Source organism: Nocardioides potassii (assembly GCF_021648885.1).
Classification (GTDB): domain Bacteria; phylum Actinomycetota; class Actinomycetes; order Propionibacteriales; family Nocardioidaceae; genus Nocardioides; species Nocardioides potassii.
Genome location: NZ_JAKJHZ010000012.1, coordinates 122,789 through 145,263, shown reverse-complemented (window position 1 = coordinate 145,263; position 22,475 = coordinate 122,789). Strand labels below are relative to the sequence as shown.

Here is a 22,475-nt window from a genome sequence, read left to right as displayed (position 1 = left end):
CCCGATGCCCGAGGACGCCCTCACCACCGTCGCGGTGACCACGATGTTCGCCCTCGCGATGGTCGAGCTGCACGTGGAGCTCGTCGCGGGCGCCGCCGCCTGGCTCGCCGCCTGGTGGCTCCTGCGGGAGTCCTCGGCCTAGCTCGCGGCCCGCGTTGCCGAACAGTCCGGGGGTGTTCCGCCTCCAGCCACCCCCGGACTGTCCGGTGGCGCGGGGTCAGCGCACGGCGCCTTGCAGGACCAGCGACTGCTTGGGCTGTCCGGCCTCGGTCTGCTCCTCGCTCGCGAGGGTCGCGTCGACCTCGAGCTCGAGGACCGGCGTCGGGTCGCAGGACGCCTCGGCGATCGTCAGCGTGCCCGTGCTCGAGCCGGAGCTGACGACCTCGTTCCCGTCGGGCGCGCCCTCGGTGTCGGCGACGAACACCGTCAGCGGCGGACCCTCCTCGGAGCCGCCGCCGTCGGACAGCGGGAGCTCGAGGGTGCGCCCTTCGTCCAGGCCGTCCAGGACGGCCTCCACCATGACGAACGGCTGCGCCAACCGCTTCCCCTCCGGGAGGATCGGGCTGTAGAGGTAGACGCGCGTGCCGTCGCCGGCGCCCGGCGGGCTGCCGAAGGCGGTCGGCGGGTCGCAGCTGATCGTCAGGTCCTCGAACTCGTACGTCGACCCGTCGGGCCGGGTCATCACGAGCGCGGACGGCGGTGGCTCGACCGCGACCACGCTGCCGTCGCGGGCGTCGTCCGAGTCACCGGACGACACGGCGACGTAGCCCCCGACCGCGGCCACCACGGCCGCCGCGGCCACCACGGTGCCGGCGCGGCGCCGGCGACGTCGTACGGCCATCCGCTCCTCCACGCGGTGGACCGCGTCCATCGGCGGGTGGACGCTCGAGTCGAGCCGCTCGTAGCCGTCCCTGATCTGTTCCTCGGTCATCACGTCATCCTTCTCGCGCGGCCAGCATCCCGAGCTCGCGCGCGTGCTCGCGCAGGCGCTCGGTGCCCCGGGACAGCTGGCTCTTGACGGTCCCCTCCGAGCAGCCCATCCGCTCGGCGATGCCCCGGACGTCGAGGTCCTCGACGTGTCGCAGGGCGAGTGCAGTGCGCTGGCGGGGCGAGAGGGTGGCGAGTGCCTCCACCAGCCACGCCTCCACCCCGTCGAGGTCGGCCGCCGGAGCTGCGACCTCGGGGTCGGGCGTCGAGCGCAGCAGCTCGCGACGCAGGCGTCGTACACGGTCGATGTTGAGCCGGACCATCACCGTGCGGGCATACGCGGCCGGTGCGTCGTACGACGTCCGTCCCCACCGTTCGCCCATCCGCGCCAACGTCTCCTGGGTGAGGTCCCAGGCGTCGTGCGGATCTGCCGTGAGCGCGTGCGCGAAGCCCAGCAGCGGGCGCACCTGCGCCGCCACGAAGTCCGCGAACTCGGTCCTGGTCCGGTCGTCCACCCGTCTCCCCCGTTCCCACTTCACACTGACGCCCACTTGACGGGCGACGCGACCGAAACGTTGAGGGCAGCATGGACCACCGCCCGGCTGGGTACGTCAGGCACGTCGTTCGAGCAGGGGACGCGGAGTGCTCCACACCGCGAGGACGCACTGATGCCGATCGACGACCAGTCCGGATCCGACCCGCTGGACGACACGTGCCTGACCCATCACTTCATCCGGACGCAGGGACGACGCCCCACACCGGACGAGCTCCAGGCGCTGCGGGACGGCCCTCTCGTGCCGCGGCCCCGCCACCCGTCCGACCCGCCACTCTCGTTCCCCCGGACGCTGCGACGCCAGGTCGCGCGGGCGATCCACCGGATGTGAGTCGAGGCGGGTCAGTCGCGGCGATCCGCGGCGTCGTCGATGATCTCCTGCGCGATCACGTGCAGCTTGACGTTGCGATGGTTCGACAGTCGGGTGAGGAAGGCGAAGGCGTGCTCGTCGGGGAGCCCGAACCGCTCCATCGTGATGCCGACCGCCTGGCCGATCAGCTGGCGCCGCCTCATCGCGTCGCGCAGACCGTCGATCTGGGAGGCGTACGACACGGCGCTGCGCGCGTGCTCGGCGAAGAGCTCGGCCAGGAACGTGACGTCGGCAAGCGCGCCGACCGACCGCGAGTAGATGTTCAGCCCGCCGACCGTGCGGGGCGACTCGAACAACCGCACGCCGGCCTGCGACCGGATGCCGGCTGCCACCGCACGGGGGCCGTACGTCGGGTAGCGCGGGTCGTGGCGGAGGTCGGCGCACACGATGAACGCATTCTCCGTCACGCCGTCGTAGCACGGGCCTTCCGCGTTCTCGAACTGCCAGTCGTCGAGGTCCCCGAGGAAGTCCGCGGTCAGCCCGTACGACCGGGGCCTTCCGTCCTCGTGACGGATCGTGATCGTCGCCTGGTCGACGCCGGGCAGCATCTCGACAGCGGCACGCGTCAGTCCGGCGAGCGTCTCGTCGAGGTCCTTGCCCGACACCGAGTCGGCGATCCGGCTCGCCATGGTCAGGGCACGATCGGGCATGTCGTCCATCCCGAGGCCGTACCCCTCCCCGAGTGGCGCATGTGCTCAGGGCAGTGGTGCTGCCGGGGTGCGCGCAACGACAGCGGCTGCGGAGAGCAGATCCCACCCGGGCGTGAAGCCGTTGCGACGCGGCAGGTGCTCGCGGTGCTCCTCGTAGAGGTCGAGCAGGCGCAGCACCGAGGCGAGCACCGGTGCGTCGGGGTCGTCACCGGGTACGTCGCAGGCGTGCCGGGCGACCTGGAGCGGGACCTCCGGCTCGAGCCCGCGCTGCATCGCCTCGAGTGCGGCGAGGAGGTTGGTCGAGGCGGCCTCGAGGAAGGGCCAGACCTCGCGCGCCTCCTCCGCGGGCGGCGGTCCGAGGTCGAGGGGCTCGTCGCCGTCGAGCAACCGGGTCGCCTGCCCGCCGAGCACCGACGCGACCTGGTCGGGGCTGAGGCCGGCCTGCAGCGCGCACCGGCCGGTGGACATCAGGTGGTTCACCGGGGTGCTGTAGGGCAGGTCGCTGGCCGCCAGGACCCGACCCGGCGGGACGAGCCGGAAGAGGGCCATCAGGTGGGCGGGGGTCCACCACGAGGTGTCGAAGTAGAGGTTGGGCACCTCGCCGACGTGGCGGTGCAGGCGGCCGAGGTCGGAGAGACCGCAGTGGGCCATGACCAGGCTGAGTCCGGGCCAGCGCTCACACGTCGCGAGCGCGTCCGCGCCGGTGCTCCCGACCTCGGGTCCGGCGTGCAGGATCACCGGGAGTCGTCTCTCGTCCGCGACGGCGAGGGCCGGCTCGAGGCGAGGGTCGGACAGCTCGATCTGGTCGCTTGACAGGTGCAGCTTGAGCCCGCGCGCACCGCGGTCCAGCAGCTCCTCGACGTCGTCGACCTCGTCGGGCACGACCCGCACGAGCGCGGTCAGCCGGCTCTCGCTGCGCTCCGCTGCCTGGAGGCAGGCGGCATTCGCGTGGCGGTAGGAACCGTCCGGCTCGGACAGCGGGAAGACCAACGAACGTGCGCGTGCGGCGTCGAGGGCGGAGACCAGCTCCTCGTAGGACGCAGTCACCGCGTCGCTGTCGCCCAGGTGGGTGTGCACGTCCAGCACGGGACCAGCGGGAAGGTCGGCGAGCAGGCGGTCGTACCACGGCTGCACGAGGTGGTCGGCGTACACGGTTCAGGCCTCCGGGTGGGTGGTGCGGGCAACGAGGTCGAGCAGGAGTGCGGGCATGCCCTCGCTCGCGACCAGCTGGCGCTGCCGATCCGGCTCGGGGTCCGCCGCGAGCCGCCGCTCGACGGCGTGCAGCGGCGCAGCACGCCCATCCGCGTCGAGGGTCTCGCGTGCCTCGGCCAGCACGCGGACAGCCACCTCACGGAGGGGCCGTCGGACCTGGTCGTCGTCGACCACACGCGCGTCGAGACCGTGGCGGATCGCGGCGTCGTCGTTCACCCCGAGCACGTCGTCGCTGGGGTCACGGTCATCGGGCCGCTCGACGGCGCGACGCGCGATGCCCTGCACCAGGGAGGCGAGGCCGGCCGCCAGCTCGACGGACGGGACGGCGTCCATCACCCGCACCTCCAGCGTCCCGATGAGCGGACGCGGTCGCAGGTCCCACCAGACGTAGGTGTCGTCCGGCGCCCCCGCCGCGACCAGCAGCGCCTCCGCGCGGGCGACGTACTCCTCCCAGGTGTGCAGCAGTGGCGGAACCGAATGACGCGGGTAGGACCGGATGACGGCCGACCGGGCGGAGGCGAGCCCGGAGTCGACGCCGTGCCAGTACGGCGTCGCGGCCGCGATCGCGCGCAGCAGCGGCAGGCGCCGGCGCAGGCCGCGGTACGCCAGCATCAGTGACTGCTCGTCGGGGAGCCCGACGTGGACCTGGAAGGCTGCGGTCGGCGTGCGCAGCAGGCCGGCGAACTCACCGACGATGCGGTCGTAGCGCGAGGACGGCGACGTCACCGCAGCGCCGAGCGCTGCGGTCGGGTGGACGCCGCTGGACATCACCCGCGCCGACGCCGTGACGTGGCTGCGCAGGGCCGTCAAGGCGGCCAGCACCTCGTCGCCGTCGCGGCACACCGCGGTGGTCACCTCGACCTGGTCGGCATACACCTCTCCGACGACGTGGCCGGGACCCACGTGGGACCCCACGAGCGCGGACACCAGCGGCACGGCCCGCTCGCTCAGCAGCTCGCCCGCGTCGTCGACGAGCATCAGCTCGTCCTCGACCCCGAGCGTGAAGTCGCCCCCGGGACGGAAGTCCGGGACCGTGCCCGTGACCGCCCCGTCGCCCATGCGGCAGAGGTGCCCCGCGGCTCAGCGCGACATACGCGGCGGCAGCGAGAGCCGCAGCACCTTGTGCCACGCGCTCGCGACCTGTCGCAGGAGCGGCCGGTTGTTGTAGGGCAGGCCGTGCCGCTCGAAGAGCGCGCGGACCGGGCCGGCGACCTCGCGGTAGCGGTTGCTCGGCAGGTCGGGGAACACGTGGTGCTCGACCTGGTGCGAGAGGTTGCCGCAGAGCACGTGCATGATCCACGGGCCGGAGACGTCGGCCGAGCCGAGCATCTGGCGGACGTACCACCGGCCGCGCGTCTCGGTCTCGTCGAGCTCCTCGACCTCGAAGGTCGACACGCCCTCGGGGAAGTGACCGCACATGATGACCGAGTGGCTCCACACGTTGCGGACCACGTTGGCGACGAGGTTGGCCGTCAGGGTCGTGCGCGCCGATCGGGTCGGCGCGGACAGCAGTGGGTGCAGCACGTAGTCGCGCAGGGCGTTGCGGCCGACTCGTCGCGCGGTGGTCCGGATCTCCTGCTTGAGCTGCGGGGAGAACCCCCGACGGTTGCGCAGCGTGTCGCCGAGGTCGAGGTCGTACATCGCGATGCCGTACTCGAAGATCAGCGCGTTGACGAGGTTGAGCAGGGGCTGGACGAGGTGTCGAGGCTGCCACTCCTGCGCCTCGTCGACGCGCATGATGCCGTAGCCGAGGTCGTTGTCCTTGCCCACGACGTTGGTGTTCACGTGGTGCCGGTCGTTGTGCGCCCGCTTCCACTGCGCCGGGGCCGAGGCGTGGTCCCAGTCCCACGTCGAGGAGTGGATCCGCGGGTCGCGCATCCAGTCCCACTGGCCGTGCAGGACGTTGTGCCCGATCTCCATGTTGTCGAGGACTTTGGACAGCGCGAGCGCCGACGTGCCCAGCCACCAGGCCGTGCGACGACGGCTGGCGAGCAGCACGAGGCGGCCGCCCACCTCGAGGCAGCGCTGCACCGCGATCACGCGGCGGATGTACGCCGCGTCAGCGGCGCCGCGGCTGGCGAGGACCTCCTCGCGGAGGGCGTCCAGCGTGCGGCCGATCTCCTCGACCTCGGCCTCGGTGAGGTCGTCGTACGACCTCTCGCGCAGCGCGCTCGGGACGTGCTGGAGGAAGGCGGCCATCCCGCGTCCGTTCCCCACGCACGGCCGTCCCATGCGCCTCCGGGACGCCGGGAAAAACCCTCTGAACGGGTGGAGTCGGACGCGGATCGGCGGGTACGGAGCGCCATGACCGACACGTCGCAGAACCCCGACCAGGACGCGGAACCGCCCACACCGGACGGCGAGGAACCGGACACCGAGCAGCTGCGTCCGGGCTCCGAGCCGGCGAGCGACCCGGATCCGGATCCTGGCACCAGCCGCACCGACTGACCCACTCCCACATCACCCCCATCCCTCTACAGAGGAGGACGCATGACCACCTACGGAAGCGATCCGCTCGGCACGACGGACACCGACCCGTTGGGCACGGACCCGCTCGGGACGACCGACACGGCCGCGTTCGGCACGACCGGCACGACCGGCACGACCGGCACGACCGGTACGACGGACACCAGCGCGAAGGACAAGGCGAAGGAGGCCGCCTCGACCGCGGCCGACCAGACCAAGAACGTCGCCGGCACGGCGAAGGACGAGGCGGCCAACGTCGCTGGCACTGCGGCCGAGCAGGCTCGCAACGTCATCGGCGACGCCAAGCGGCAGGTGACCAGCCAGGTGAGCGACCAGGCCACCACCGGCCGGGACAAGCTGTCGGAGACCCTCCGCACGCTCGGCGACGACCTGCAGCAGATGGCGCAGGGCCAGGGGCCCGCCCAAGGCATGGCCACCGACCTCGCGCAGGAGGTGTCCGACCGCGTGCGCGCGCTCGGCAGCCACCTGGAGAACCGCGAGCCGGGCCAGCTGCTGGACGACGCCCGGGACTTCGCCCGGCGTCGCCCCGGCACCTTCCTGCTCGGCGCGCTCGCTGCCGGCGTCGTCGCCGGACGCCTGTTCCGCGCCACTGCCGACGGGGCTGCGGCCGCGTCCCTCGCCGACACCGGCACGACCGGCAGCGGCACGACCGGCAGCGGCACGACCGGCAGCGGCACGACCGGCACCGGCGGCTACTACGGGGCGGGCGGCTACGACGCTCCTGCGGCCTCGGGCTACGACACGGGCTACGACACCCCGGCCACGACGGCGCCCACCCTCGCGGAGCCGTCGAGCCTCGACCCGACCACCCCTGAGGTCCCCGGTCAGCGGACCCAGGACCTGCCGTGACCGGGCCGACGGGCGTGGACCCGATCGGTACGACGGTCGGGACGACCACGTCCGGCGCACACGTCGAGACCGGGGCGAGCGACGGCCGCAGCCTCGGCGAGATCGTCGGTGACCTGAGCACCGACCTCACCACCCTGGTGAAGCAGGAGCTCACGCTGGCGCGCACCGAGCTCAAGGAGGAGGCCTCGAAGGCCGGGAAGGGTGCCGGGATGCTCGGCGGTGCCGGCATCGCCGGCCTGCTCGCGCTGATCCTCGGATCCTTCGCGCTGGCCTACCTGCTCGACAACTGGATGCCGGTCGAGCTGGCCTTCCTGATCGTCACGATCCTGTGGGCGATCGTCGGCGCCGTCCTGGCGGCCCGTGGCCGCAAGGAGCTCAAGAACTCGAATCCGCAGCTGCCGGAGACGCAGCAGACACTCAAGGAGGACGCAGCATGGGCCAGAGCACAGAAGAACTGAGGGCAGAGATCGAGCAGACCCGGCAGTCGATGACGTCCGACGTCGACGCACTGCAGGACAAGGTGAGCCCGGCGGCCATCGTGGAGCGGCGCAAGCAGGCGGCCCGCGGCCGCATGCTCGGCGTGCGCGACAAGGTGATGGGCACCGCCCACGGGATCAGCTCGTCGACGTCAGGCACGGCCGGCTCGGCCAGGGACAGCGCGTCCGGCGCCGTCGACTCGGTCAAGGGCGCTGCCTCGGGCACCGTGAGCGGCGCCCAGGACAAGGTCCAGGGCGCTCCCCTCGCGGCCGGCCTCGTGGCCTTCGGTGCCGGGATGATCGTCTCGGCGCTGATCCCCGCCTCCGAGAAGGAGGCCGTCGCCGCCGGCCACGTGGTCGACGCCGCCAAGGAGCACGGCCAGCCGGTCGTCGACCGGGCGAAGTCGGTGGCACAGGACGTCGCCCAGGACGTCAAGGAGACCGCCGCCCAGGCGGCGCAGGAGGTCAAGGACACCGCGACCGACAGCGCCGAGAAGGTCAAGGCCGAGGGCCAGTCCGGGGCGGACGAGGTCCGGTCGACGACCCAGTCCTGATCCGCACAGGCACGCACGAGGCCCGCTCCCTCCGGGGAGCGGGCCTCGTCGGTGTTCAGTGCCCTGTCGGCTCCAGGCTGACGACTTCGCCGCGGGCGGGGCAGCGCAGCTCAGCGGAGAGGTCGGCTGCACGCGCGCGCTCGACGAAGTCGGACAGCGGCGAGCGGAAGACCGTGTAGTCGTCGTGGTGGACCGGTACGACGACCGACGGGCGGCAGCGCCCGACGAAGTCGACGCCCATCGGGCCGTCCATCGTCACGGTGCGCAGCAGCACGCGGGTCCCGCCGAGGTGCACCACCGCCGCATCGAGGTGCGGGAAGCGCTCGCGCACCTCGTCGACGTGCGCGCCGGTCAGCGTGTCGCCGCTGACGTAGACCCGGCGTCGCACCGTGTCGTCGACGACGTGCTCCAGCACGCTGCCCATCACGGGCGGCAGCATCTTCCCTAGCAGGCCGCGGGCGTGGATCGCCGGCACGGCGGTGACGCGCAACAGCTCCTCGCCCTTCGTGAGGACGTGCTGGTCCCACGTGTCGAGGGCACGGGCGTCGAAGCCCCACCGGCCCAGCCGGCGTACGGCATGCGGCGTCGAGAGCAGCGGCGGTGACCGGTCGAGCTGCGCCTTGCTGACGCGGTCGAAGTGGTCACCGTGCAGGTGCGAGAGCAGGATCGCGTCGAGGTCCGGCAGCTCGTCCGGCTCGATAGCCGGGTCGGTGAGACGGCGCGACGACAGGCCCCACCCCAGGTAGGCCCGCTGCCCGCGGTGGAGGAAGTTGGGGTCCGTCAGCAACGTGAAGGAGCCCAGCCTCATCACCGTGGTCGCGGTGCCGATGAAGTGGAGCCTGTCGCCCGTGGTCATCGAGGTGCTCAGTGGGTGATGCCGCCCCGGGCGCGCTTGCCCAGCACGACACCGAGGGCGATCATGCCGAGGCCGAGGACGAAGTGCAGCCAGTCGTCGGCGGTGTTGAGCGGCACGAAGTTCGCCTGCGACGCCTTGTCGACGACCAGGCCGTAGAGCCACAGCACGAGGTAGATCGCGCCGCCACCGATGAGGTACGCGCGAGCGCTCGACGCCGTACGCGCCATGGCCAGGCCCGCGGCACCGAACAGCAGGTGGACGATGTTGTGCAGGACGGACACCTGGAAGATGCCGAGCAGCTCGGCGTGGGACTCGTGCCCGGCCGCTTCCAGACCGTCGTAGCCGGTGGTGATGCCCGGGATGAACCCGAGCACGCCGACCAGGAGGAAGGTGGCGCCGACGAGCGTGGCGGCCACCTGGACGGGCGAACCCTGGCGGGTCGGCGAGCTGAGGTGTGTGTGATCAGTCATGCGCGGTCGGTACCCACGCCTCGTGCGTCCCAACAGGACGTCCCCACCCCGAGGGGCGTGCACCCCCCTACGTGGCGCACGCCACGTGGGCGATGTGTCTGTACCACCTACGGTGGGGTACGGGACCCGCACGCCGACGAGAGGACACCCGTGCACCACATCAGCAAGGCCACCGCCGTCATCACCTTCCCGGCCCGGACCGCGTTCGCCGTCGCGAGCGCCGGAGTGCGTACGACGGTCCGCCTGGTGGGGTGGGCCGCCGAGCAGGCTGCCGGTCAGGCCGGGGTGCGTACCGCCCCCGCGGTGGTCGTGCCCGAGCCGCGACCTGCCGAGCCGCGGTCCGACCTCGACGTCGACAGCGACACCGAGGTCGCCGAGGCCGCCGACCCCATGGAGCCGACCCGCGAGGCGCCCGTCGAGGTGGTGGCTCCGTTGAAGAAGGCCGCAGCGAAGAAGGCTCCGGCCAGGAAGGTGCCCGCCAGCCAGGTGCCGCTGAAGTCGGCGCCCACGCCGTCGCTGCCCGCCGGCATCGACGAGGTCGACGGCGGCCTGGACGACCCGGAGCCCGTGCCCGCGAGGAAGGCCCCGGCGAAGAAGGCCCCGGCGAAGAAGGCCCCGGCGAAGAAGGCTGCCGCGAAGAAGACCCCGGCGAAGAAGGCTGCCGCCAAGAAGGCCCCGGCCAGGAAGGCTCCCTCGAAGCAGGCCGCGGTGCTCGCCCCCGCACTGGGCCTGAGCGAGGACGAGGTGGCCGAGGTCGTCGAGAGCGACACCGACCAGGCGTGACGCGCGTCCCCACCGAGCTCTCCAGCAGGCTGCTCGACGTCCGACGGATCTACCACGAGCACGACATCGAGCGGTTCGCCCGGGCGCGCGAGGTCCTCGAGCGGTTCCCGGACGCGGAGCGGATCGAGGTGCTCTCGCACCAGGCGATCCCCGGGCTGCACGGCAACGCCGGCGCCGTCGAGGACTGGGTCCGCAACAAGCGCGAGGTGCTCGTGCTGGGCGAGAAGAAGTCGCTGTCCGCGCGGCGCAACGAGCGATCGAGCGACTGGATCGCGCCGTCGACGGCCAACGGGTGCGCGATGGCCTGCTCGTACTGCTACGTCCCGCGGCGCAAGGGCTTCGCGAACCCGATCACGGTGTTCGCCAACATCGAGGCGATCCTCGGCTACCTCGAGCGCCACGCCGGGCGGCAGGGCGTCAAGCCCGCGCCCAACCAGTGCGACCCCGTCGACTGGGTCTACGACATCGGCGAGAACAGCGACTGCTCGGCCGACGCGCTGGTGTCCGACAACGTGCGCGACCTGGTGGACCTGTTCGGCCGGCTCCCCCACGCCAAGGCCAGCTTCGCCACCAAGCTGGTCAACCGGGACCTCCTCACGTGGGACCCGAGGGGCGGCACGCGGGTGCGGTTCAGCCTCATGCCCGAGGCTCCCTCGCGGCTGGTCGACATCCGCACGTCGAGGATCTCCGAGCGCATCGCCGCGATGGACGACTTCGTCGAGGCGGGCTACGAGGTGCACGTGAACCTCAGCCCCGTGATCGTCCACGAGAACTGGCTGGAGGAGTGGGCGGAGCTGCTGCAGCAGGTCGCTGACGGGACCAGCCCCCGCACCCGCGCTCAGCTGGCCGCCGAGATCATCTTCCTCACCCACAACGAGGACCTCCACCAGGTCAACCTGGGCTGGCACCCCAAGGGCGAGGAGCTGCTCTGGCGCCCCGACCTGCAGCAGGTCAAGCGGAGCCAGAGCGGGCAGGTCAACGTCCGCTACCGCACCGGCTGGAAGGGTCGGTGGGTGCAGCAGCTCACCGACCTCGTCGCGACGACGCTGCCCGAGTGCCGGGTGCGCTACGCGTTCTGACGTCGACCCTCTCGGTGGCCGTGCGCCAACCGTTCCACCACGGCCCGCAGCGGCGGCCAGCCGTCCCGGCCGCGGCGCGTGACGGCGTACGCCCGCAGGTGCGCGCCACCGTCGCGGAGCCGGAGCACGCTGACCCCGCGCCGCGACGTCCGGCCGCGGGGCAGCAGGCCGACGCCCCGGCCGGCCACGATGAGGTCGTCGACCAGCTCGAGGGAGTCGATGCGGTGCACGACCCGAGGCGCGAACCCGGCCCTCGCGGCCAAGGCCCGCAGCGCGCGCTCGTCGGCGACGTGGCGTGAGTTCACGATCCAGTCGCGGTCGGCGAGGTCGGCCATCTCCAGACCGCGGTCGCGCGTCGGCACACCCACGCCCCACTCGCGCGTCCAGAGCGGCGTCACCTCGTGGTCGTCGCGCCACTCGGCCGGTGCGAGGTCGTAGTCGTAGACCAGCGCCAGGTCGACCTCGTCGCGGGCGAGCAGCTCGAAGGACTCCAGCGGCTCGAGCTCGAGGATGCGTACGACGATGCCGGGGTGGGTGGTCCGGAGGTCGTCGATCGCCGCGAGCAGCGAGGTGCGGACGGCCGAGGCGAAACCGGCCACGCGGAGCACGCCCGCAGGCTCCGCCGTCGGGTCGAGGTCCAGCCGTGCGGCCTCCACCGCGGCGAGGATCGTGACCGCGTGGTCGGCGAGCCGGCGACCAGCAGGCGTCAGCCGGACCCGGCGCCCGTCAGGCTCCACCAGCGGCGTCCGCACGTCCCGGGCCAGCGCTGCGATGCCCTGGGAGACGTTGGAGGTCGTCGTCCCGAGTGCGTCCGCCACCTCGTGCATGGAGCCGAGGTGGGCGAGCTCGAGCAGCATGCGGAGGCGACGGACGTCCATCGACCCATTGTGCAGATCTGCTGAACGAACTGTCCATGAAACTCACGTGGACGCGAACGGTGGTCGCGCCCTCTACTGGACACATGACCCCCTCCCCCGCCCGCGCCGGCACCTCGATGGCCGTGGCCTCCATGCTCTGCGTCCAGCTCGGTCTGGCCGCCTCCGTCGGCCTGATCGACGACGTGGGGACGGCCGGTGCCGCCTGGCTGCGCCTGTTCTGGGCGGGCATCCTCCTGCTGCTCCTCGTCCGCCCGCGGCTGCGCGGCCACAGCCGCGAGACCCTCCTCGCCGGCACGGCGCTCGGCGTCGTCACCGCGGGTGTGACGATCCTGTTCATGGGCGCCGTGGCGCGGCTGCCGCTCGGCACCGCCAGCGCGCTGGAGTTCCTCGGTCCCCTCACGGTCGCCGTCGTGCGCAGCCGGGGCACCGGGCGCGCATGGGCCGTGCTCGCAGCACTCGGCGTCCTCTGCCTCACCCAGCCGTGGACCGGGGAGGCCGACCCGGTCGGCGTCGCCCACGCCCTCGGCGCCGCCGCCTGCTGGGCGGCCTACATCCTGCTCACCCAGCGGGTGGGCGACGCCGTCAGCGGCCTGGGTGGGCTCGCGATCTCGATGCCGGTCGCCGCCCTGGTCTCGACCGTCGTCGCCGGCCCGGGAGTCGTCGACCACCTCACGCCGCAGCTGCTGGCCTACGGCCTCGGGCTGGCGGTCCTGCTGCCCGTCGTCCCGTTCGCCCTGGAGCTGATGGCGCTGCGGCGCCTCACCACCGGTGCGTTCGGCACGCTGATGGCGCTCGAGCCGGCGTTCGCGCTGGTGATTGGGTTCCTCGCCCTCGGGCAGGCGCCGGACGGGCTGGCCGTGGCCGGCATCGTGCTCGTGGTCACCGCCGGCATGGGCGCCGAGCGCAGCGGCTCACGGAGCGACGTGCTCGCCCAGGCGGACCTGGATCCCGTTGGGCGTGAAGGCGGGGCGCCGGTCGGCGTCGTCCCGGCCGGGACGGACGAACTCGAAGCTCGCGGTCGTCACGAGCACCCAGTCCCGGGGCGCGACGTCGAGGCCGAGGACCGGGTCGGCCACGTCGGCGTACGCGTCGAGCAGTGACTCGGCGCACGCGACGTGGGTCGGGGGGACGTGGAACGCCATCCGGTCCAGCTCACTGCGTGACCCGACGAACGCCAGCGGGCGACCCAGCGTCGCGCCGCACACCGCGCACACCCGGCTGAGCGCGCACTGGGTGACCCGCCGCCTGTCGAGCTCACCGATCGTGGCACCGGCCTCGGTGCCGGCGGCGAACGGCACCGGGACGCCGTACGACGGATCGGCGGGGAGCTCGGCGAACGAGCGGGGCGCGGCGTCCATCAGGCGCTCCGCTCCCGCGGGCTGCGCGACCAGGCACCCAGCTCGGGACGCCGGTCGGGCCGCTCCGCGTCCGACTTCCGCCTGCGGTCCCGCGCCGGGGTCGGCGGCTCGGGCTGGTCGCTGCTGGTCCAGCTGTTCGGGACCGAGAGCTTCATGATCGTGCGCAGCGCCTGGCCGTACTGCCGGTGGAGCGGGCCGATCGTGTAGGGGATGTCGTACTTGTCGCAGAGCGCACGCACCCTGACCGCGATCTCCGGGTAGCGGTTGCTCGGCAGGTCGGGGAAGAGGTGGTGCTCGATCTGGTAGCCCAGGCTGCCGCTCAGTACGTGAAGGGCGCGGCTCCCCTCGAAGTTGGCCGAGCCGAGCATCTGGCGCAGGTACCACTCGGCGCGCGTCTCGTCCTCGAGCTCCTCCTCGGTGAAGTGCAGCGCACCGTCGGGGAAGTGACCGCAGAAGATGATCACGTAGGCCCAGAGGTTGCGGGTGACGTTGGCCGCCATGTTGGCCTGGAGCGTCGAGCGCCACGCCGGACCCGAGAGCGCGGGGTAGACGACGTAGTCCTTGATGACCTGGTTGCGGCCCTTGCGCAGGATCTGGCGCAGCTGGCGCTTCATCTCCTTCGGGTCCTTCTCGCCCTTGCGGATGCGCTCGATGTCGAGGTCGTGGAGGGCGACGCCCCACTGGAAGAGGGCGGCGAGCAGCGCGTTGTAGACCGGCTGGCCGAGGTTGGCCGGGTGCCACTTCTGCTCGCGCGCCATCCGCAGGATGCCGTAACCGATGTCGTTGTCGTGCCCGAGGACGTTGGTGAACTGGTGGTGCACGTAGTTGTGCGAGTGCTTCCACTGCTCGGCCGGCTGTGCGGTGTCCCACTCCCAGTTGCTCGAGTGGATCTCCGGGTCGTTCATCCAGTCCCACTGGCCGTGCATGACGTTGTGGCCGATCTCCATGTTCTCGAGGATCTTCGCGATCCCGAGCATGGCGGCACCCGCGACGAGCGCCGGCCGGCCCGCCCGCCTGGAGTACGCGCTGGCCAGCATCGCCAGGCGCCCGCCGGCGGCGAGGCCGCGCTGCAGGCGGATCAGCCGGTTGATGTAGGCCGCGTCGTCGGCGTTGCGCGACTCCTCGATCTCGGCGCGGATCGCGTCGAGCTCGCGGCCGAGCTGCTCGACGTCCTCCTCGCTGAGGTGGATGTACTCCTTCACGTCCGCGATCGCCATGCCGTGCTCCTTTCGGTGGTTGAGGTGCGAGCGCAGCGAGCCTCGAAACCTCCGTCCATCAGCTAGATGTCCAGGGTGCAGCCACCGACGGCGGCGGTGACGCAGGTCTGCACCTGCTCGTTGGGCTGGCCGTACTCGTCGCCGTTGCGGAGGTCGCGGACCGTGCCCGAGACCAGGGTGACCGTGCAGGTGTGGCAGATGCCCATGCGGCAGCCGTACGGCATCCCGACGCCGGCCTCCTCGCCGGCCTCGAGGACCGTGGTGGCACCGTCGACCTCGATGGTCCTCCCGGAGTTGCGGAAGGTCAGGGTCCCGCCCTCGCCGCCCTCTCCCCCGAGCTCCAGCGAGAACCGCTCGACGTGGAGCAACTCCTCGAGACCCGCCTGCTCGTAGTGCTCGGTGATCGCGTCGAGCATCGGTCCCGGGCCGCAGGCCCAGGTCTCGCGCTCGCGCCAGTCGGGGCAGACCGTGTCGAGGTCACCCAGGTCGAGCATCCCGTCGGTGTCGGTGTGCAGCTGGTGCAGCCGCATCCCGTCGTGCCTCTCCTCCAGCGCGAGCAGCTCGTCGCGGAAGATCATCCGCTCGGGTGTCGGTGAGGAGTAGTGGAGCACCACGTCCGGCACCGTGCCGCGCCGGTCGAGGGTGCGCAGCATCGACATCACGGGCGTGATCCCGCTGCCGCCCACCAGGAACAGCACCCGGTCCGGCGGCGGGTCCGGGAGGGTGAAGTCACCCTCGGGCGCAGCGAGCCGCACGATCGTCCCGGGCTCGAGCCCGTTGACCAGGTGCGAGGACAGCAGGCCCTCGGGCATCGCCCGGACGGTGATGGCGATCGTCCGGCCACGCTGCCTGACCGGCGAGCTGACCGAGTAGGACCGCCACTGGAACTTGCCGTCGACCGGGATCCCGATCCCGATGTACTGGCCGGGACGGTGGTCCCACCGCCAGCCCCACCCGGGCCTGATCACCAGCGTGGCGGCGTCCTCTGTCTCCGGGACGACCTCCTCGACCCGCCCCCGGAGCTCGCGCGCGGTCCAGAGCGGGTTGAGCAGGCGCAGGTAGTCGTCGGGGTGCAACGGCGTGGTGAGCTTCGAGCCCGCGCGCCGCACGCGCTCCCAGGGGACGACGCTGGTCGACATCGTCACAGTGAACAACCGTCCACTGACCGGGTCAACCCCCGAGCGGGTGGATCAGCCCGGGATCAGTCGGCCTCCCAGTAGGGACCGGTCGCGTAGTTCTCCGGCGTGAGCGTGGTGACCTCGCGGCGCTCCGTCACCCAGCGGCCGTCGCGCTTGACGCGGAAGTTGGCGTAGGTCGTCGTGTAGGCGTCGCGCGAGTTGCGCTTGTTGTTCCACTGGTAGTCGAAGTTGTTGACGTACTTCTTCGCCACCTTCGCGCCCTGGATGGTGAACCAGATCTCGTCGTTGGCCGTGCTCAGGCTGGCCCAGTTGGACGAGCCGGTGATCACCATGTTGGTGCCCTGGACCCCGTTGTAGGTGCCCTGGACGACCAGGTACTTCTGGTGGCTGTAGTAGTCGAGGATGAGGTCGTCCTCGCCGTCGTTGTTGAGGTCGAAGTTGTCCTCGGTGTTGTAGTCCATCCCCGTCGACCGCAGCGGGATGCGGCCGCGGGCGGTGGGCGCGGCGATGACGCCCTTGGTGTGGTAGCCGATGAGGCCGAACATCACCCGTACGTCGCAGCCCTGGGCCCACTTCTTGCGGATCGCCTCGGCGAGGTAGTTGCCCCGGTTGCCGCGCATGGTGTGCATCGACAGCGCCAGCTTGGTGCGTACGACGTTGCCCTCCGCGTCGGGGGTGAGGCACTGGACCTTGGCGAGCGTGTCGAGCACGAGGTCGTTCTTGGGCCCGCTGACCCGGGGGAACGCCCAGACCGTGTGCTTGTCGACCGAGTCGTCGCACACCGCGCCTCGCGGGACCCCGCAGAAGAACAGCGGGTCCTGCCGGGTGTTGTAGTCGACCTTCATGTCGTTGAAGAGTGCGACGAACTGCCGGAAGAGCTCGTGGTCACCCGACATGAAGTAGAGGTCGTTCCACTGGTGGATGTCGGCGTTGCGCGTCATGTTGGCCGAGCCGGTGGCGACGACGTCCGTGGACGTGCCGGCCTGGCTGAAGAGGTAGAGCTTGGAGTGCAGGTTGTTGAACTCGTTGGCGGCGCTGCGGCAGCTCGCCTTGCACTTGTAGATGAAGCTCTTCGCCTTGCGGTTGGTGCCGATCTCGTTGCGGATCATCTTCATCGCCGGGGTGTCCCAGTGGTCGTTGAGCAGCATCTGCACCTTCACCCCGCGCCGGTGGGCGGCGATGATCGCCCGGGCGACGTTGACGCGGTCGAAGGAGTAGACCGCGATCCGGATGTAGGAGCCCTTCGGCGTGTGGTTGATCGTCTGGACGACCTTCTTCTCGATGTTGAAGTGCCCCTTGGGCAGGTGGGGGTCGTTGAAGAACGGGCCGCGAGGGGCTTCCCACTTCCGCCACCCCTTCGGCGGCTTCGGCGCCTGCTTCTTCGCGGCCGGCTTCTCCGCCACCGTCGTCAGTGACACCTGCTGCGTCGCCGCGCTCGGCGCCCCCTGCACCGCCGACGCGGTCGGACCGCCGGCCAGCGCGGCGCCGAGCGCCAGGGAGGAGACGAGCGCCAGGATCGGGAACCGGGACACGGGCACACCTTTCGAGCTGCGCCCAGACGACGCACGATCGGCGCTGGTAGGCGGGGACTGTCACTGCTGGGTACTACTTCTATCAACCCGACCCTCGAATTATCCGCAGGTCAGTGCCGGGTCCACGCCTCGGTCTGGGTCAGGCGGAGCAGGTAGGCGAGGGGCGGGACCACGACCACGGCGGCGAGCCCGACGGCGACCAGCAGCCCCCAGAGGGTCGCCGAGGCACCCGCTGCGTCGACGATCGTGACCTGGTCGACCAGCAGCCACGGGTACTGCGCGACGCCCCAGCCGGAGACGACCGACGCCACGGCGAGCGCCGCCGCCCAGCGCGCGGGCCGGTAGCGGCGACGTACGAGCAGCAGGAGGGTGGTCGTCCCGGCGACCGCGGACAGCACGACGAGCGGCGCTGCCCGGCCGAGGAGCCCGTCACCGAGGACGGGGGCGTCGTGCAGGATGGGGACGAGCGCGGCGAACACGACGGCACCGGTCGCCAGCCCGACCACGAGCGTCCTCGTGCGGAGCTCCCCGGCCAGCCTCCCACGCCCGCTGCGCTCGGCGTCGGCGGTCAGGAACACGCCGGCGAGGAACGCGCAGGTGCCGACGGCGATCACGCCGCCGAACAGCGAGGTCGGGTTGACCCACGAGGACCACCGGTCCCCCACCCCCTCCACCGGCACCCGGCCCGACGCGATGGCGCCGGCGACCGTGCCGAGGAAGAAGGGGGTCAGGATCGAGGACACCGCGAAGGTCACGCCGAGCAGACGGGCCTGGCCGAGGGTCTCGGAGTACTTGCGGAAGGCGAAGCTGGCACCGCGCAGGACGATGCCGAGCAGGGCCAGCAGCAGCGGCAGCACGAGCGTGGACATCGCGGCGGCGAACGACTCGGGGAAGCCGGTCCACCAGATCACGAGCACGTAGATCAGCCAGACGTGGTTGGCCTCCCAGACCGGCCCGATGCTGTGGTCGACCAGGGTCCGCAGCTCCGCACCACGGCGGCTGCCGCCGGCCGTCAGGTCGAAGAACCCGGAGCCGAAGTCCGCCCCGCCGAGGACGGCGTACACCACGACGCCGAGGAACATCGCGGCGGCGACCGCGAGCTCGAGGCTCATCGCCGCGCCTCCTCGATCTCAGGGGACTCGGGGACCTCCGGCGCGTACGGGCTCGGCAGGTCGGTCTCCCCCGCACGCCAGCGCCGGGCCATCGACCGCAGCACGACCACGGCCCCGACCGTCATCCCCGCGTAGATCACGGTCGAGATCGCCAGCAGCCACCACAGCGCGGAGGTGTAGTCGCCGACCGCCTCCGGGGTGCGCATCACGCCATGGACGATCCACGGCTGCCTGCCGACCTCCGTCGCCACCCATCCGGACTCGAGGGCGATCGCGGCGAGCGGCCCGGCGACGGTGGCCGCGCGCAGGAACCACCGCCGCTCGAGGAGGTCGCGCCCGCGACGTCGCTGGACCCAGAACCACGCGGCGCCGGCGGCGAGCAGCGTGCCGATCCCGACCATGGTCTGGAAGGCGAGGTGGGTGATGTTGACGGGCGGGTGCTCGTCCTCGGGGATCGTGTCGAGCCCTGGGACGGGAGCGGTCGGCGAGTTCATCGCGATCAGCGACCCGAGCACCGGGATGTCGATCGAGCCCCGCACCTCACCGTCGACGAGCACGCCGCCGAGGCGCAGCGGCGACGGGCTCTCGGTCGTCTCGGCCAGCTCGAAGGCGGCGAGCTTGGCCGGCTGGCGGTCGTCGAGGCCGAAGCCGAGCACGTGCCCGACGAACGGCTGCGTGAGCGCAGCGACGGACGCGAAGACGAACGGCACGATGAACCCCAGCCGGTGGTGGCGGTCGCGGCGCCCACGCAGCATGCCGACGGCGTACACCCCGGCGATGCTGAACCCGACGACCATGTAGGCGCCGACCCACATGTGGGCGAACTGGAGGAACGCGTGCTGGTTGAACAGCACCGACCACGGCTGTACGTCGGTGACCTCGCCGTCGACGAGGCGGAAGCCGGTCGGGACGTTCATCCACGCGTTGACGGCGACGACGCAGTAGGCGCCGATGATCCCGGTGACCGCCATCGGCAGGACCATCAGCACGTGCTGACGGGCCGGCATCCGGCCCCAGCCGTAGAGGTAGATGCCGAGGAAGATCGCCTCGACGAAGAACGCGAGCCCCTCGAAGGCGAACGGGAGGCCGAGCACGTCGCCGTACGTGCCCATCAGCCCCGGCCAGAGCAGGCCCATCTCGAAGCTGAGCACCGTGCCGGACACCGCGCCGATCGCGAACAGCACCGCCGACACCTTCGCCCACCGGCGGGCGAGCTCGAGGGCCACCGGGTCGTCACGGCGGATCCCCCGCAGGTGCATCACGAAGATGATCGCCGGGAAGGCGACCCCGAAGCAGGCCAGGATGATGTGCCACCCGAGCGAGAGCGCCATCTGGTTGCGGGCCGGCATCAGGCCCGCCGGTTCTGCTGCAGCGGCGATGACGGTCTGGACGGTGTGGACGAGCTCCGGACTCAGCACACCTCCACGGTGCCCCGACCGGGTTCAGTTCACCACGCTTTGTGAAAACTTTCACAAATCGAGGTGGAGCAGGGCTCCGAGCTCCTCGCTGTCCACACCGAACGCCTCGACCACCGACGCTCCGCCGGGACCCACGTCGATGACGGCGAGGTCGGAGTAGACGCGGGTGACGCACCCGAGGCCGGTGAGGGGGTAGGTGCACTCGCGGACGAGCTTGGGCGTGCCGTCCTTCGCGAGGAGCGTCATCATCACGAACACCTGCTTGGCTCCGATGGCCAGGTCCATGGCGCCCCCGACGGCGGGGATGGCGTCGGGCGCGCCGGTGTGCCAGTTCGCCAGGTCGCCGCGGACGGAGACCTGGAAGGCGCCCAGCACGCACACGTCGAGGTGGCCGCCGCGCATCATGGCGAAGGAGTCCGCGTGGTGGAAGTAGGCGGCCCCGGGCAGCTCGGTGACAGGCTGCTTGCCGGCGTTGGTGAGGTCGGGGTCGATCTCGGCTCCGTGAGCGAGCGGTCCCATGCCCAGCATGCCGTTCTCGGTGTGCAGCACCACGCCCTGCTCGCGGGTGAGGTGGTCGGCGACCGCGGTGGGCTGGCCGATGCCGAGATTGACGTAGGAGCCGGGTGCGATGTCGGCGGCGACGCGGGCGGCGAGCTCGTCCTTGCTCAGGCTCATGCCACCACCACCCGGTCGACGTAGATGGACGGCGTCACGACCGCTTCGGGGTCCAGGGCCCCGACCTCGACGACCTCGCGGACCTGGACGACCACCGTGGTGGCGGCGGTGGCCATCACCGGGCCGAAGTTGCGCGCGGTCCTGCGGTAGACGAGATTGCCGATGCGGTCCGCGCGGTGGGCACCGATGAGGGCGACGTCGCCGGCCAGCGGGAGCTCCAGGACGTAGGTCCGACCGTCGATCTCGCGCGTCTCCTTGCCCTCGGCCAGCGGGGTGCCGACGCCGGTCGGGCAGTAGAAGGCGCCGATGCCGGCGCCGGCGGCACGCATGCGTTCCGCGAGGGTGCCCTGCGGGACGACCTCCAGCTCGACACGACCCTCGCGGTACAGCCGGTCGAACACCCACGAGTCGGACTGGCGGGGGAAGGAGCAGATCACCTTCCGCACCCGGCCCTCGGCGAGGAGTGCGGCCAGGCCGGTGTCACCATTGCCGGCGTTGTTGGACACCACGGTCAGGTCGCGCGCGCCCTGGCGGATGAGGGCGTCGATCAGGTCGACCGGCATCCCGGCCATCCCGAAGCCGCTCACCAGGACGGTCGAGCCGTCCTGGATGCCGGCGACGGCCTCGTCGACGTCGTCACACAGGACGGCGCTCATCGCGGCTCCGTGACGGTGTTCTCCAGCACCACGGCCAGCCCCTGCCCGACGCCGATGCAGATCGCGGCCACGCCGTAGCGCTCGCCGCTCTCCCGCAGGCGCGCCGCCAGGGTGCCGAGCACGCGCCCACCCGATGCGCCGAGCGGGTGGCCGATCGCGATCGCACCACCCCTGGCGTTCACCAGGTCACGGTCCCGCAGCCCGGCCGCCAGCCACTCGTCCACGCACACGATCGACTGCACGGCGAAGGCCTCGTTGAGCTCGACCGCACCCACCTGGTCCCACGCGATGCCGGCTCGGGCGAGCGCACGGTGGGCAGCCTCGACGGGGGCGTAGCCGAAGTCACGGGGGTCCAGCGCATGGGCGCCGCGGCCGGCGACGCGCGCCAGGGGGTCTGTACCGACGTCCGCACCGTCGGCGGCGAGCAGTACGGCGGACGCGCCGTCGTTGAGCGGTGAGGCGTTGCCGGCGGTGATCGTCCCTCCGTCCTCGGCGGTCCGGAACGACGGCGTCAGCCTCGCCAGTGTCGCCGGTGTCGAGTCGGGCCGGATGCCCTCGTCGCGCGTGACCGTGCCGTCCGGGGTCTCGACGGGGGTGACGAGCGGGTCGTAGAACCCGGCGTCCCACGCCGCGGCCGCGGCCTGGTGCGAGCGGGTCGCGAAGTCGTCCTGGCGGTCGCGGCCCACCGCGAACTTCTCGGCGAGGAGCTCGTTGCACTCGCCCAGCGAGATGGTCCACTCCGCCGGCATGGCCGGGTTCACCAGTCGCCACCCCAACGTGGTGGAGGCCAGCTCGGCGTTGCCGGCGGGAAAGGCCCGGGCCGGTTTTGGCAGCACCCACGGGGCGCGCGTCATCGACTCCACCCCGCCGACGACCACCACGGCCGCGTCGCCGGTCTCGACGGCACGAGAGGCGATCATCGCGGCGTCGAGGGACGAGCCGCACAGCCGGTTCACCGTGGTGGCGGGGACCGAGGTGGGCCACCCGGCGAGCAGGACGCCCATCCGTCCCACGTTGCGGTTGTCCTCGCCCGCCTGGTTGGCGCACCCCCACACGACCTCGTCGACCTGCCCCGGCTCGAGAGCAGGAGTCGTCGCGAGCAGGGCGGTGAGCACGTGCGCGGACAGGTCGTCGGGTCGAACGCCGGACAGCGCGCCGCCGAGGCGTCCGAACGGGGTCCTGACGGCCGCGTGCAGGTAGCAGTCGTTCATCTCACCCATTGTG

Annotated in this window: 26 protein-coding genes; 9 read left to right on the top strand and 17 right to left on the bottom strand. The window is 71.7% G+C overall.

Annotation, left to right across the window (positions count from 1 at the left end; translation table 11 throughout):
• Positions 1 to 4 precede the first annotated feature (4 nt).
• Positions 5 to 142: a hypothetical protein gene (locus tag L2K70_RS20120; protein WP_236405157.1), complete on the top strand. Its 138-nt coding sequence runs from the start codon at positions 5 to 7 to the stop codon at positions 140 to 142.
• Positions 143 to 217: 75 nt separating this feature from the next.
• On the opposite strand, the gene L2K70_RS20115 is transcribed toward L2K70_RS20120, so the two are convergent.
• Together L2K70_RS20115 and L2K70_RS20110 are read right to left on the bottom strand one after the other, a co-directional pair.
• Complete coding sequence (locus tag L2K70_RS20115; protein ID WP_236405156.1) at positions 218 to 931, bottom strand: hypothetical protein; 714 nt, start codon at positions 929 to 931, stop codon at positions 218 to 220.
• 4 nt (positions 932 to 935) lie between these two features.
• On the bottom strand, positions 936 to 1,442 hold the full coding sequence (locus L2K70_RS20110; RefSeq protein ID WP_236405155.1) for a sigma-70 family RNA polymerase sigma factor: 507 nt from the start codon (positions 1,440 to 1,442) through the stop codon (positions 936 to 938).
• A gap of 153 nt (positions 1,443 to 1,595) precedes the next feature.
• On the opposite strand from L2K70_RS20110, the gene L2K70_RS20105 reads away from it, so the two are divergent.
• Positions 1,596 to 1,811, top strand: a complete 216-nt coding sequence (locus L2K70_RS20105) for a hypothetical protein (protein ID WP_236405154.1) — start codon at positions 1,596 to 1,598, stop codon at positions 1,809 to 1,811.
• Positions 1,812 to 1,822: 11 nt separating this feature from the next.
• Here L2K70_RS20105 and L2K70_RS20100 read toward each other — a convergent pair whose 3' ends face one another.
• The 4 genes from L2K70_RS20100 to L2K70_RS20085 are packed head-to-tail and all read right to left on the bottom strand — an operon-like array spanning position 1,823 to position 5,911.
• The gene (locus L2K70_RS20100) at positions 1,823 to 2,500 is read right to left on the bottom strand and encodes a GAF and ANTAR domain-containing protein (RefSeq protein WP_236405153.1); all 678 of its coding nucleotides are present in this window, start codon (positions 2,498 to 2,500) and stop codon (positions 1,823 to 1,825) included.
• A gap of 45 nt (positions 2,501 to 2,545) precedes the next feature.
• On the bottom strand, positions 2,546 to 3,652 hold the full coding sequence (locus L2K70_RS20095; protein WP_236405152.1) for an amidohydrolase family protein: 1,107 nt from the start codon (positions 3,650 to 3,652) through the stop codon (positions 2,546 to 2,548).
• Between the two features lie 3 nt (positions 3,653 to 3,655).
• The gene (locus tag L2K70_RS20090; protein WP_236405151.1) at positions 3,656 to 4,771 is read right to left on the bottom strand and encodes a carboxylate-amine ligase; all 1,116 of its coding nucleotides are present in this window, start codon (positions 4,769 to 4,771) and stop codon (positions 3,656 to 3,658) included.
• A 21-nt stretch (positions 4,772 to 4,792) separates the two neighbouring features.
• Positions 4,793 to 5,911 (bottom strand): fatty acid desaturase family protein, encoded by a 1,119-nt coding sequence (locus L2K70_RS20085; RefSeq protein WP_236405150.1) that lies wholly within the window; start codon positions 5,909 to 5,911, stop codon positions 4,793 to 4,795.
• A 105-nt stretch (positions 5,912 to 6,016) separates the two neighbouring features.
• Between L2K70_RS20085 and L2K70_RS20080 the strand changes: the two genes are divergently transcribed.
• From L2K70_RS20080 to L2K70_RS20065, 4 genes are read left to right on the top strand one after another with little or no spacing between them, the layout of a single operon-like run.
• Complete coding sequence (locus tag L2K70_RS20080; RefSeq protein WP_236405149.1) at positions 6,017 to 6,160, top strand: hypothetical protein; 144 nt, start codon at positions 6,017 to 6,019, stop codon at positions 6,158 to 6,160.
• Positions 6,161 to 6,202: 42 nt separating this feature from the next.
• Positions 6,203 to 7,048 carry a hypothetical protein gene (locus tag L2K70_RS20075; protein WP_236405148.1) on the top strand — a complete coding sequence of 282 codons (846 nt, stop codon included), beginning with the start codon at positions 6,203 to 6,205 and terminating at the stop codon, positions 7,046 to 7,048.
• Positions 7,045 to 7,506 (top strand): phage holin family protein, encoded by a 462-nt coding sequence (locus tag L2K70_RS20070; RefSeq protein ID WP_236405147.1) that lies wholly within the window; start codon positions 7,045 to 7,047, stop codon positions 7,504 to 7,506. Before L2K70_RS20075 ends, L2K70_RS20070 begins: the two co-directional genes overlap by 4 nt.
• Positions 7,482 to 8,078 carry a DUF3618 domain-containing protein gene (locus L2K70_RS20065; protein WP_236405146.1) on the top strand — a complete coding sequence of 199 codons (597 nt, stop codon included), beginning with the start codon at positions 7,482 to 7,484 and terminating at the stop codon, positions 8,076 to 8,078. Before L2K70_RS20070 ends, L2K70_RS20065 begins: the two co-directional genes overlap by 25 nt.
• A 55-nt stretch (positions 8,079 to 8,133) precedes the next feature.
• Here the strand turns inward: L2K70_RS20065 and L2K70_RS20060 are convergent, their stop codons facing one another.
• On the bottom strand, positions 8,134 to 8,934 hold the full coding sequence (locus L2K70_RS20060) for an MBL fold metallo-hydrolase (protein ID WP_236405145.1): 801 nt from the start codon (positions 8,932 to 8,934) through the stop codon (positions 8,134 to 8,136).
• 8 nt (positions 8,935 to 8,942) lie between these two features.
• Entirely contained in the window at positions 8,943 to 9,404 is a 462-nt protein-coding gene (locus L2K70_RS20055) for a DUF4383 domain-containing protein (RefSeq protein WP_236405144.1), read from the bottom strand.
• Positions 9,405 to 9,554: 150 nt separating this feature from the next.
• On the opposite strand from L2K70_RS20055, the gene L2K70_RS20050 reads away from it, so the two are divergent.
• Positions 9,555 to 10,187, top strand: a complete 633-nt coding sequence (locus tag L2K70_RS20050; RefSeq protein ID WP_236405223.1) for a hypothetical protein — start codon at positions 9,555 to 9,557, stop codon at positions 10,185 to 10,187.
• Positions 10,184 to 11,266 carry a spore photoproduct lyase family protein gene (locus L2K70_RS20045; RefSeq protein ID WP_236405142.1) on the top strand — a complete coding sequence of 361 codons (1,083 nt, stop codon included), beginning with the start codon at positions 10,184 to 10,186 and terminating at the stop codon, positions 11,264 to 11,266. Before L2K70_RS20050 ends, L2K70_RS20045 begins: the two co-directional genes overlap by 4 nt.
• On the opposite strand, the gene L2K70_RS20040 is transcribed toward L2K70_RS20045, so the two are convergent.
• Positions 11,254 to 12,144: a LysR family transcriptional regulator gene (locus L2K70_RS20040; RefSeq protein ID WP_236405140.1), complete on the bottom strand. Its 891-nt coding sequence runs from the start codon at positions 12,142 to 12,144 to the stop codon at positions 11,254 to 11,256. The genes L2K70_RS20045 and L2K70_RS20040 overlap by 13 nt on opposite strands.
• 83 nt (positions 12,145 to 12,227) lie before the next feature.
• Between L2K70_RS20040 and L2K70_RS20035 the strand changes: the two genes are divergently transcribed.
• Complete coding sequence (locus L2K70_RS20035; protein ID WP_236405138.1) at positions 12,228 to 13,244, top strand: EamA family transporter; 1,017 nt, start codon at positions 12,228 to 12,230, stop codon at positions 13,242 to 13,244.
• A gap of 257 nt (positions 13,245 to 13,501) precedes the next feature.
• Here the strand turns inward: L2K70_RS20035 and L2K70_RS20030 are convergent, their stop codons facing one another.
• From L2K70_RS20030 to L2K70_RS19995, 8 genes are all read right to left on the bottom strand, one after another.
• A complete protein-coding gene (locus L2K70_RS20030) occupies positions 13,502 to 14,719 on the bottom strand; it encodes a fatty acid desaturase family protein (protein ID WP_236405137.1) in 1,218 nt (405 codons plus the stop codon).
• 62 nt (positions 14,720 to 14,781) lie between these two features.
• On the bottom strand, positions 14,782 to 15,858 hold the full coding sequence (locus tag L2K70_RS20025) for a ferredoxin reductase (RefSeq protein WP_236405136.1): 1,077 nt from the start codon (positions 15,856 to 15,858) through the stop codon (positions 14,782 to 14,784).
• 62 nt (positions 15,859 to 15,920) lie between these two features.
• Positions 15,921 to 17,390 (bottom strand): phospholipase D-like domain-containing protein, encoded by a 1,470-nt coding sequence (locus L2K70_RS20020; RefSeq protein ID WP_236405135.1) that lies wholly within the window; start codon positions 17,388 to 17,390, stop codon positions 15,921 to 15,923.
• A gap of 110 nt (positions 17,391 to 17,500) precedes the next feature.
• Positions 17,501 to 18,502 (bottom strand): cytochrome d ubiquinol oxidase subunit II, encoded by a 1,002-nt coding sequence (locus L2K70_RS20015; protein ID WP_236405134.1) that lies wholly within the window; start codon positions 18,500 to 18,502, stop codon positions 17,501 to 17,503.
• Entirely contained in the window at positions 18,499 to 19,920 is a 1,422-nt protein-coding gene (locus L2K70_RS20010) for a cytochrome ubiquinol oxidase subunit I (RefSeq protein ID WP_236405133.1), read from the bottom strand. Before L2K70_RS20010 ends, L2K70_RS20015 begins: the two co-directional genes overlap by 4 nt.
• Before the next feature lie 51 nt (positions 19,921 to 19,971).
• Positions 19,972 to 20,595, bottom strand: coding sequence for a 3-oxoacid CoA-transferase subunit B (locus L2K70_RS20005; RefSeq protein ID WP_236405125.1), 624 nt, complete (start codon positions 20,593 to 20,595; stop codon positions 19,972 to 19,974).
• The gene (locus L2K70_RS20000) at positions 20,592 to 21,251 is read right to left on the bottom strand and encodes a 3-oxoacid CoA-transferase subunit A (protein WP_236405123.1); all 660 of its coding nucleotides are present in this window, start codon (positions 21,249 to 21,251) and stop codon (positions 20,592 to 20,594) included. Before L2K70_RS20000 ends, L2K70_RS20005 begins: the two co-directional genes overlap by 4 nt.
• Positions 21,248 to 22,462, bottom strand: coding sequence for a thiolase family protein (locus L2K70_RS19995; protein ID WP_236405121.1), 1,215 nt, complete (start codon positions 22,460 to 22,462; stop codon positions 21,248 to 21,250). The genes L2K70_RS20000 and L2K70_RS19995 overlap by 4 nt, the downstream gene beginning before the upstream one ends.
• Positions 22,463 to 22,475 lie beyond the last annotated feature (13 nt).

Bases quoted from the DNA above. Each gene is read 5' to 3' on its own strand.
- L2K70_RS20060 (WP_236405145.1), bottom strand. From the start codon at position 8,934: ATGACCACGGGCGACAGGCTCCACTTCATCGGCACCGCGACCACGGTG.
- L2K70_RS20025 (WP_236405136.1), bottom strand. From the start codon at position 15,858: ATGTCGACCAGCGTCGTCCCCTGGGAGCGCGTGCGGCGCGCGGGCTCG.
- L2K70_RS20040 (WP_236405140.1), bottom strand. From the start codon at position 12,144: ATGGACGTCCGTCGCCTCCGCATGCTGCTCGAGCTCGCCCACCTCGGC.
- L2K70_RS20000 (WP_236405123.1), bottom strand. From the start codon at position 21,251: ATGAGCGCCGTCCTGTGTGACGACGTCGACGAGGCCGTCGCCGGCATC.
- L2K70_RS20085 (WP_236405150.1), bottom strand. From the start codon at position 5,911: ATGGCCGCCTTCCTCCAGCACGTCCCGAGCGCGCTGCGCGAGAGGTCG.
- L2K70_RS20100 (WP_236405153.1), bottom strand. From the start codon at position 2,500: ATGCCCGATCGTGCCCTGACCATGGCGAGCCGGATCGCCGACTCGGTG.
- L2K70_RS20055 (WP_236405144.1), bottom strand. From the start codon at position 9,404: ATGACTGATCACACACACCTCAGCTCGCCGACCCGCCAGGGTTCGCCC.
- L2K70_RS20120 (WP_236405157.1), top strand. From the start codon at position 5: ATGCCCGAGGACGCCCTCACCACCGTCGCGGTGACCACGATGTTCGCC.
- L2K70_RS20035 (WP_236405138.1), top strand. From the start codon at position 12,228: ATGACCCCCTCCCCCGCCCGCGCCGGCACCTCGATGGCCGTGGCCTCC.
- L2K70_RS20065 (WP_236405146.1), top strand. From the start codon at position 7,482: ATGGGCCAGAGCACAGAAGAACTGAGGGCAGAGATCGAGCAGACCCGG.
- L2K70_RS19995 (WP_236405121.1), bottom strand. From the start codon at position 22,462: ATGAACGACTGCTACCTGCACGCGGCCGTCAGGACCCCGTTCGGACGC.
- L2K70_RS20105 (WP_236405154.1), top strand. From the start codon at position 1,596: ATGCCGATCGACGACCAGTCCGGATCCGACCCGCTGGACGACACGTGC.
- L2K70_RS20075 (WP_236405148.1), top strand. From the start codon at position 6,203: ATGACCACCTACGGAAGCGATCCGCTCGGCACGACGGACACCGACCCG.
- L2K70_RS20090 (WP_236405151.1), bottom strand. From the start codon at position 4,771: ATGGGCGACGGGGCGGTCACGGGCACGGTCCCGGACTTCCGTCCCGGG.
- L2K70_RS20080 (WP_236405149.1), top strand. From the start codon at position 6,017: ATGACCGACACGTCGCAGAACCCCGACCAGGACGCGGAACCGCCCACA.
- L2K70_RS20015 (WP_236405134.1), bottom strand. From the start codon at position 18,502: ATGAGCCTCGAGCTCGCGGTCGCCGCCGCGATGTTCCTCGGCGTCGTG.
- L2K70_RS20030 (WP_236405137.1), bottom strand. From the start codon at position 14,719: ATGGCGATCGCGGACGTGAAGGAGTACATCCACCTCAGCGAGGAGGAC.
- L2K70_RS20005 (WP_236405125.1), bottom strand. From the start codon at position 20,595: ATGAGCCTGAGCAAGGACGAGCTCGCCGCCCGCGTCGCCGCCGACATC.
- L2K70_RS20115 (WP_236405156.1), bottom strand. From the start codon at position 931: ATGACCGAGGAACAGATCAGGGACGGCTACGAGCGGCTCGACTCGAGC.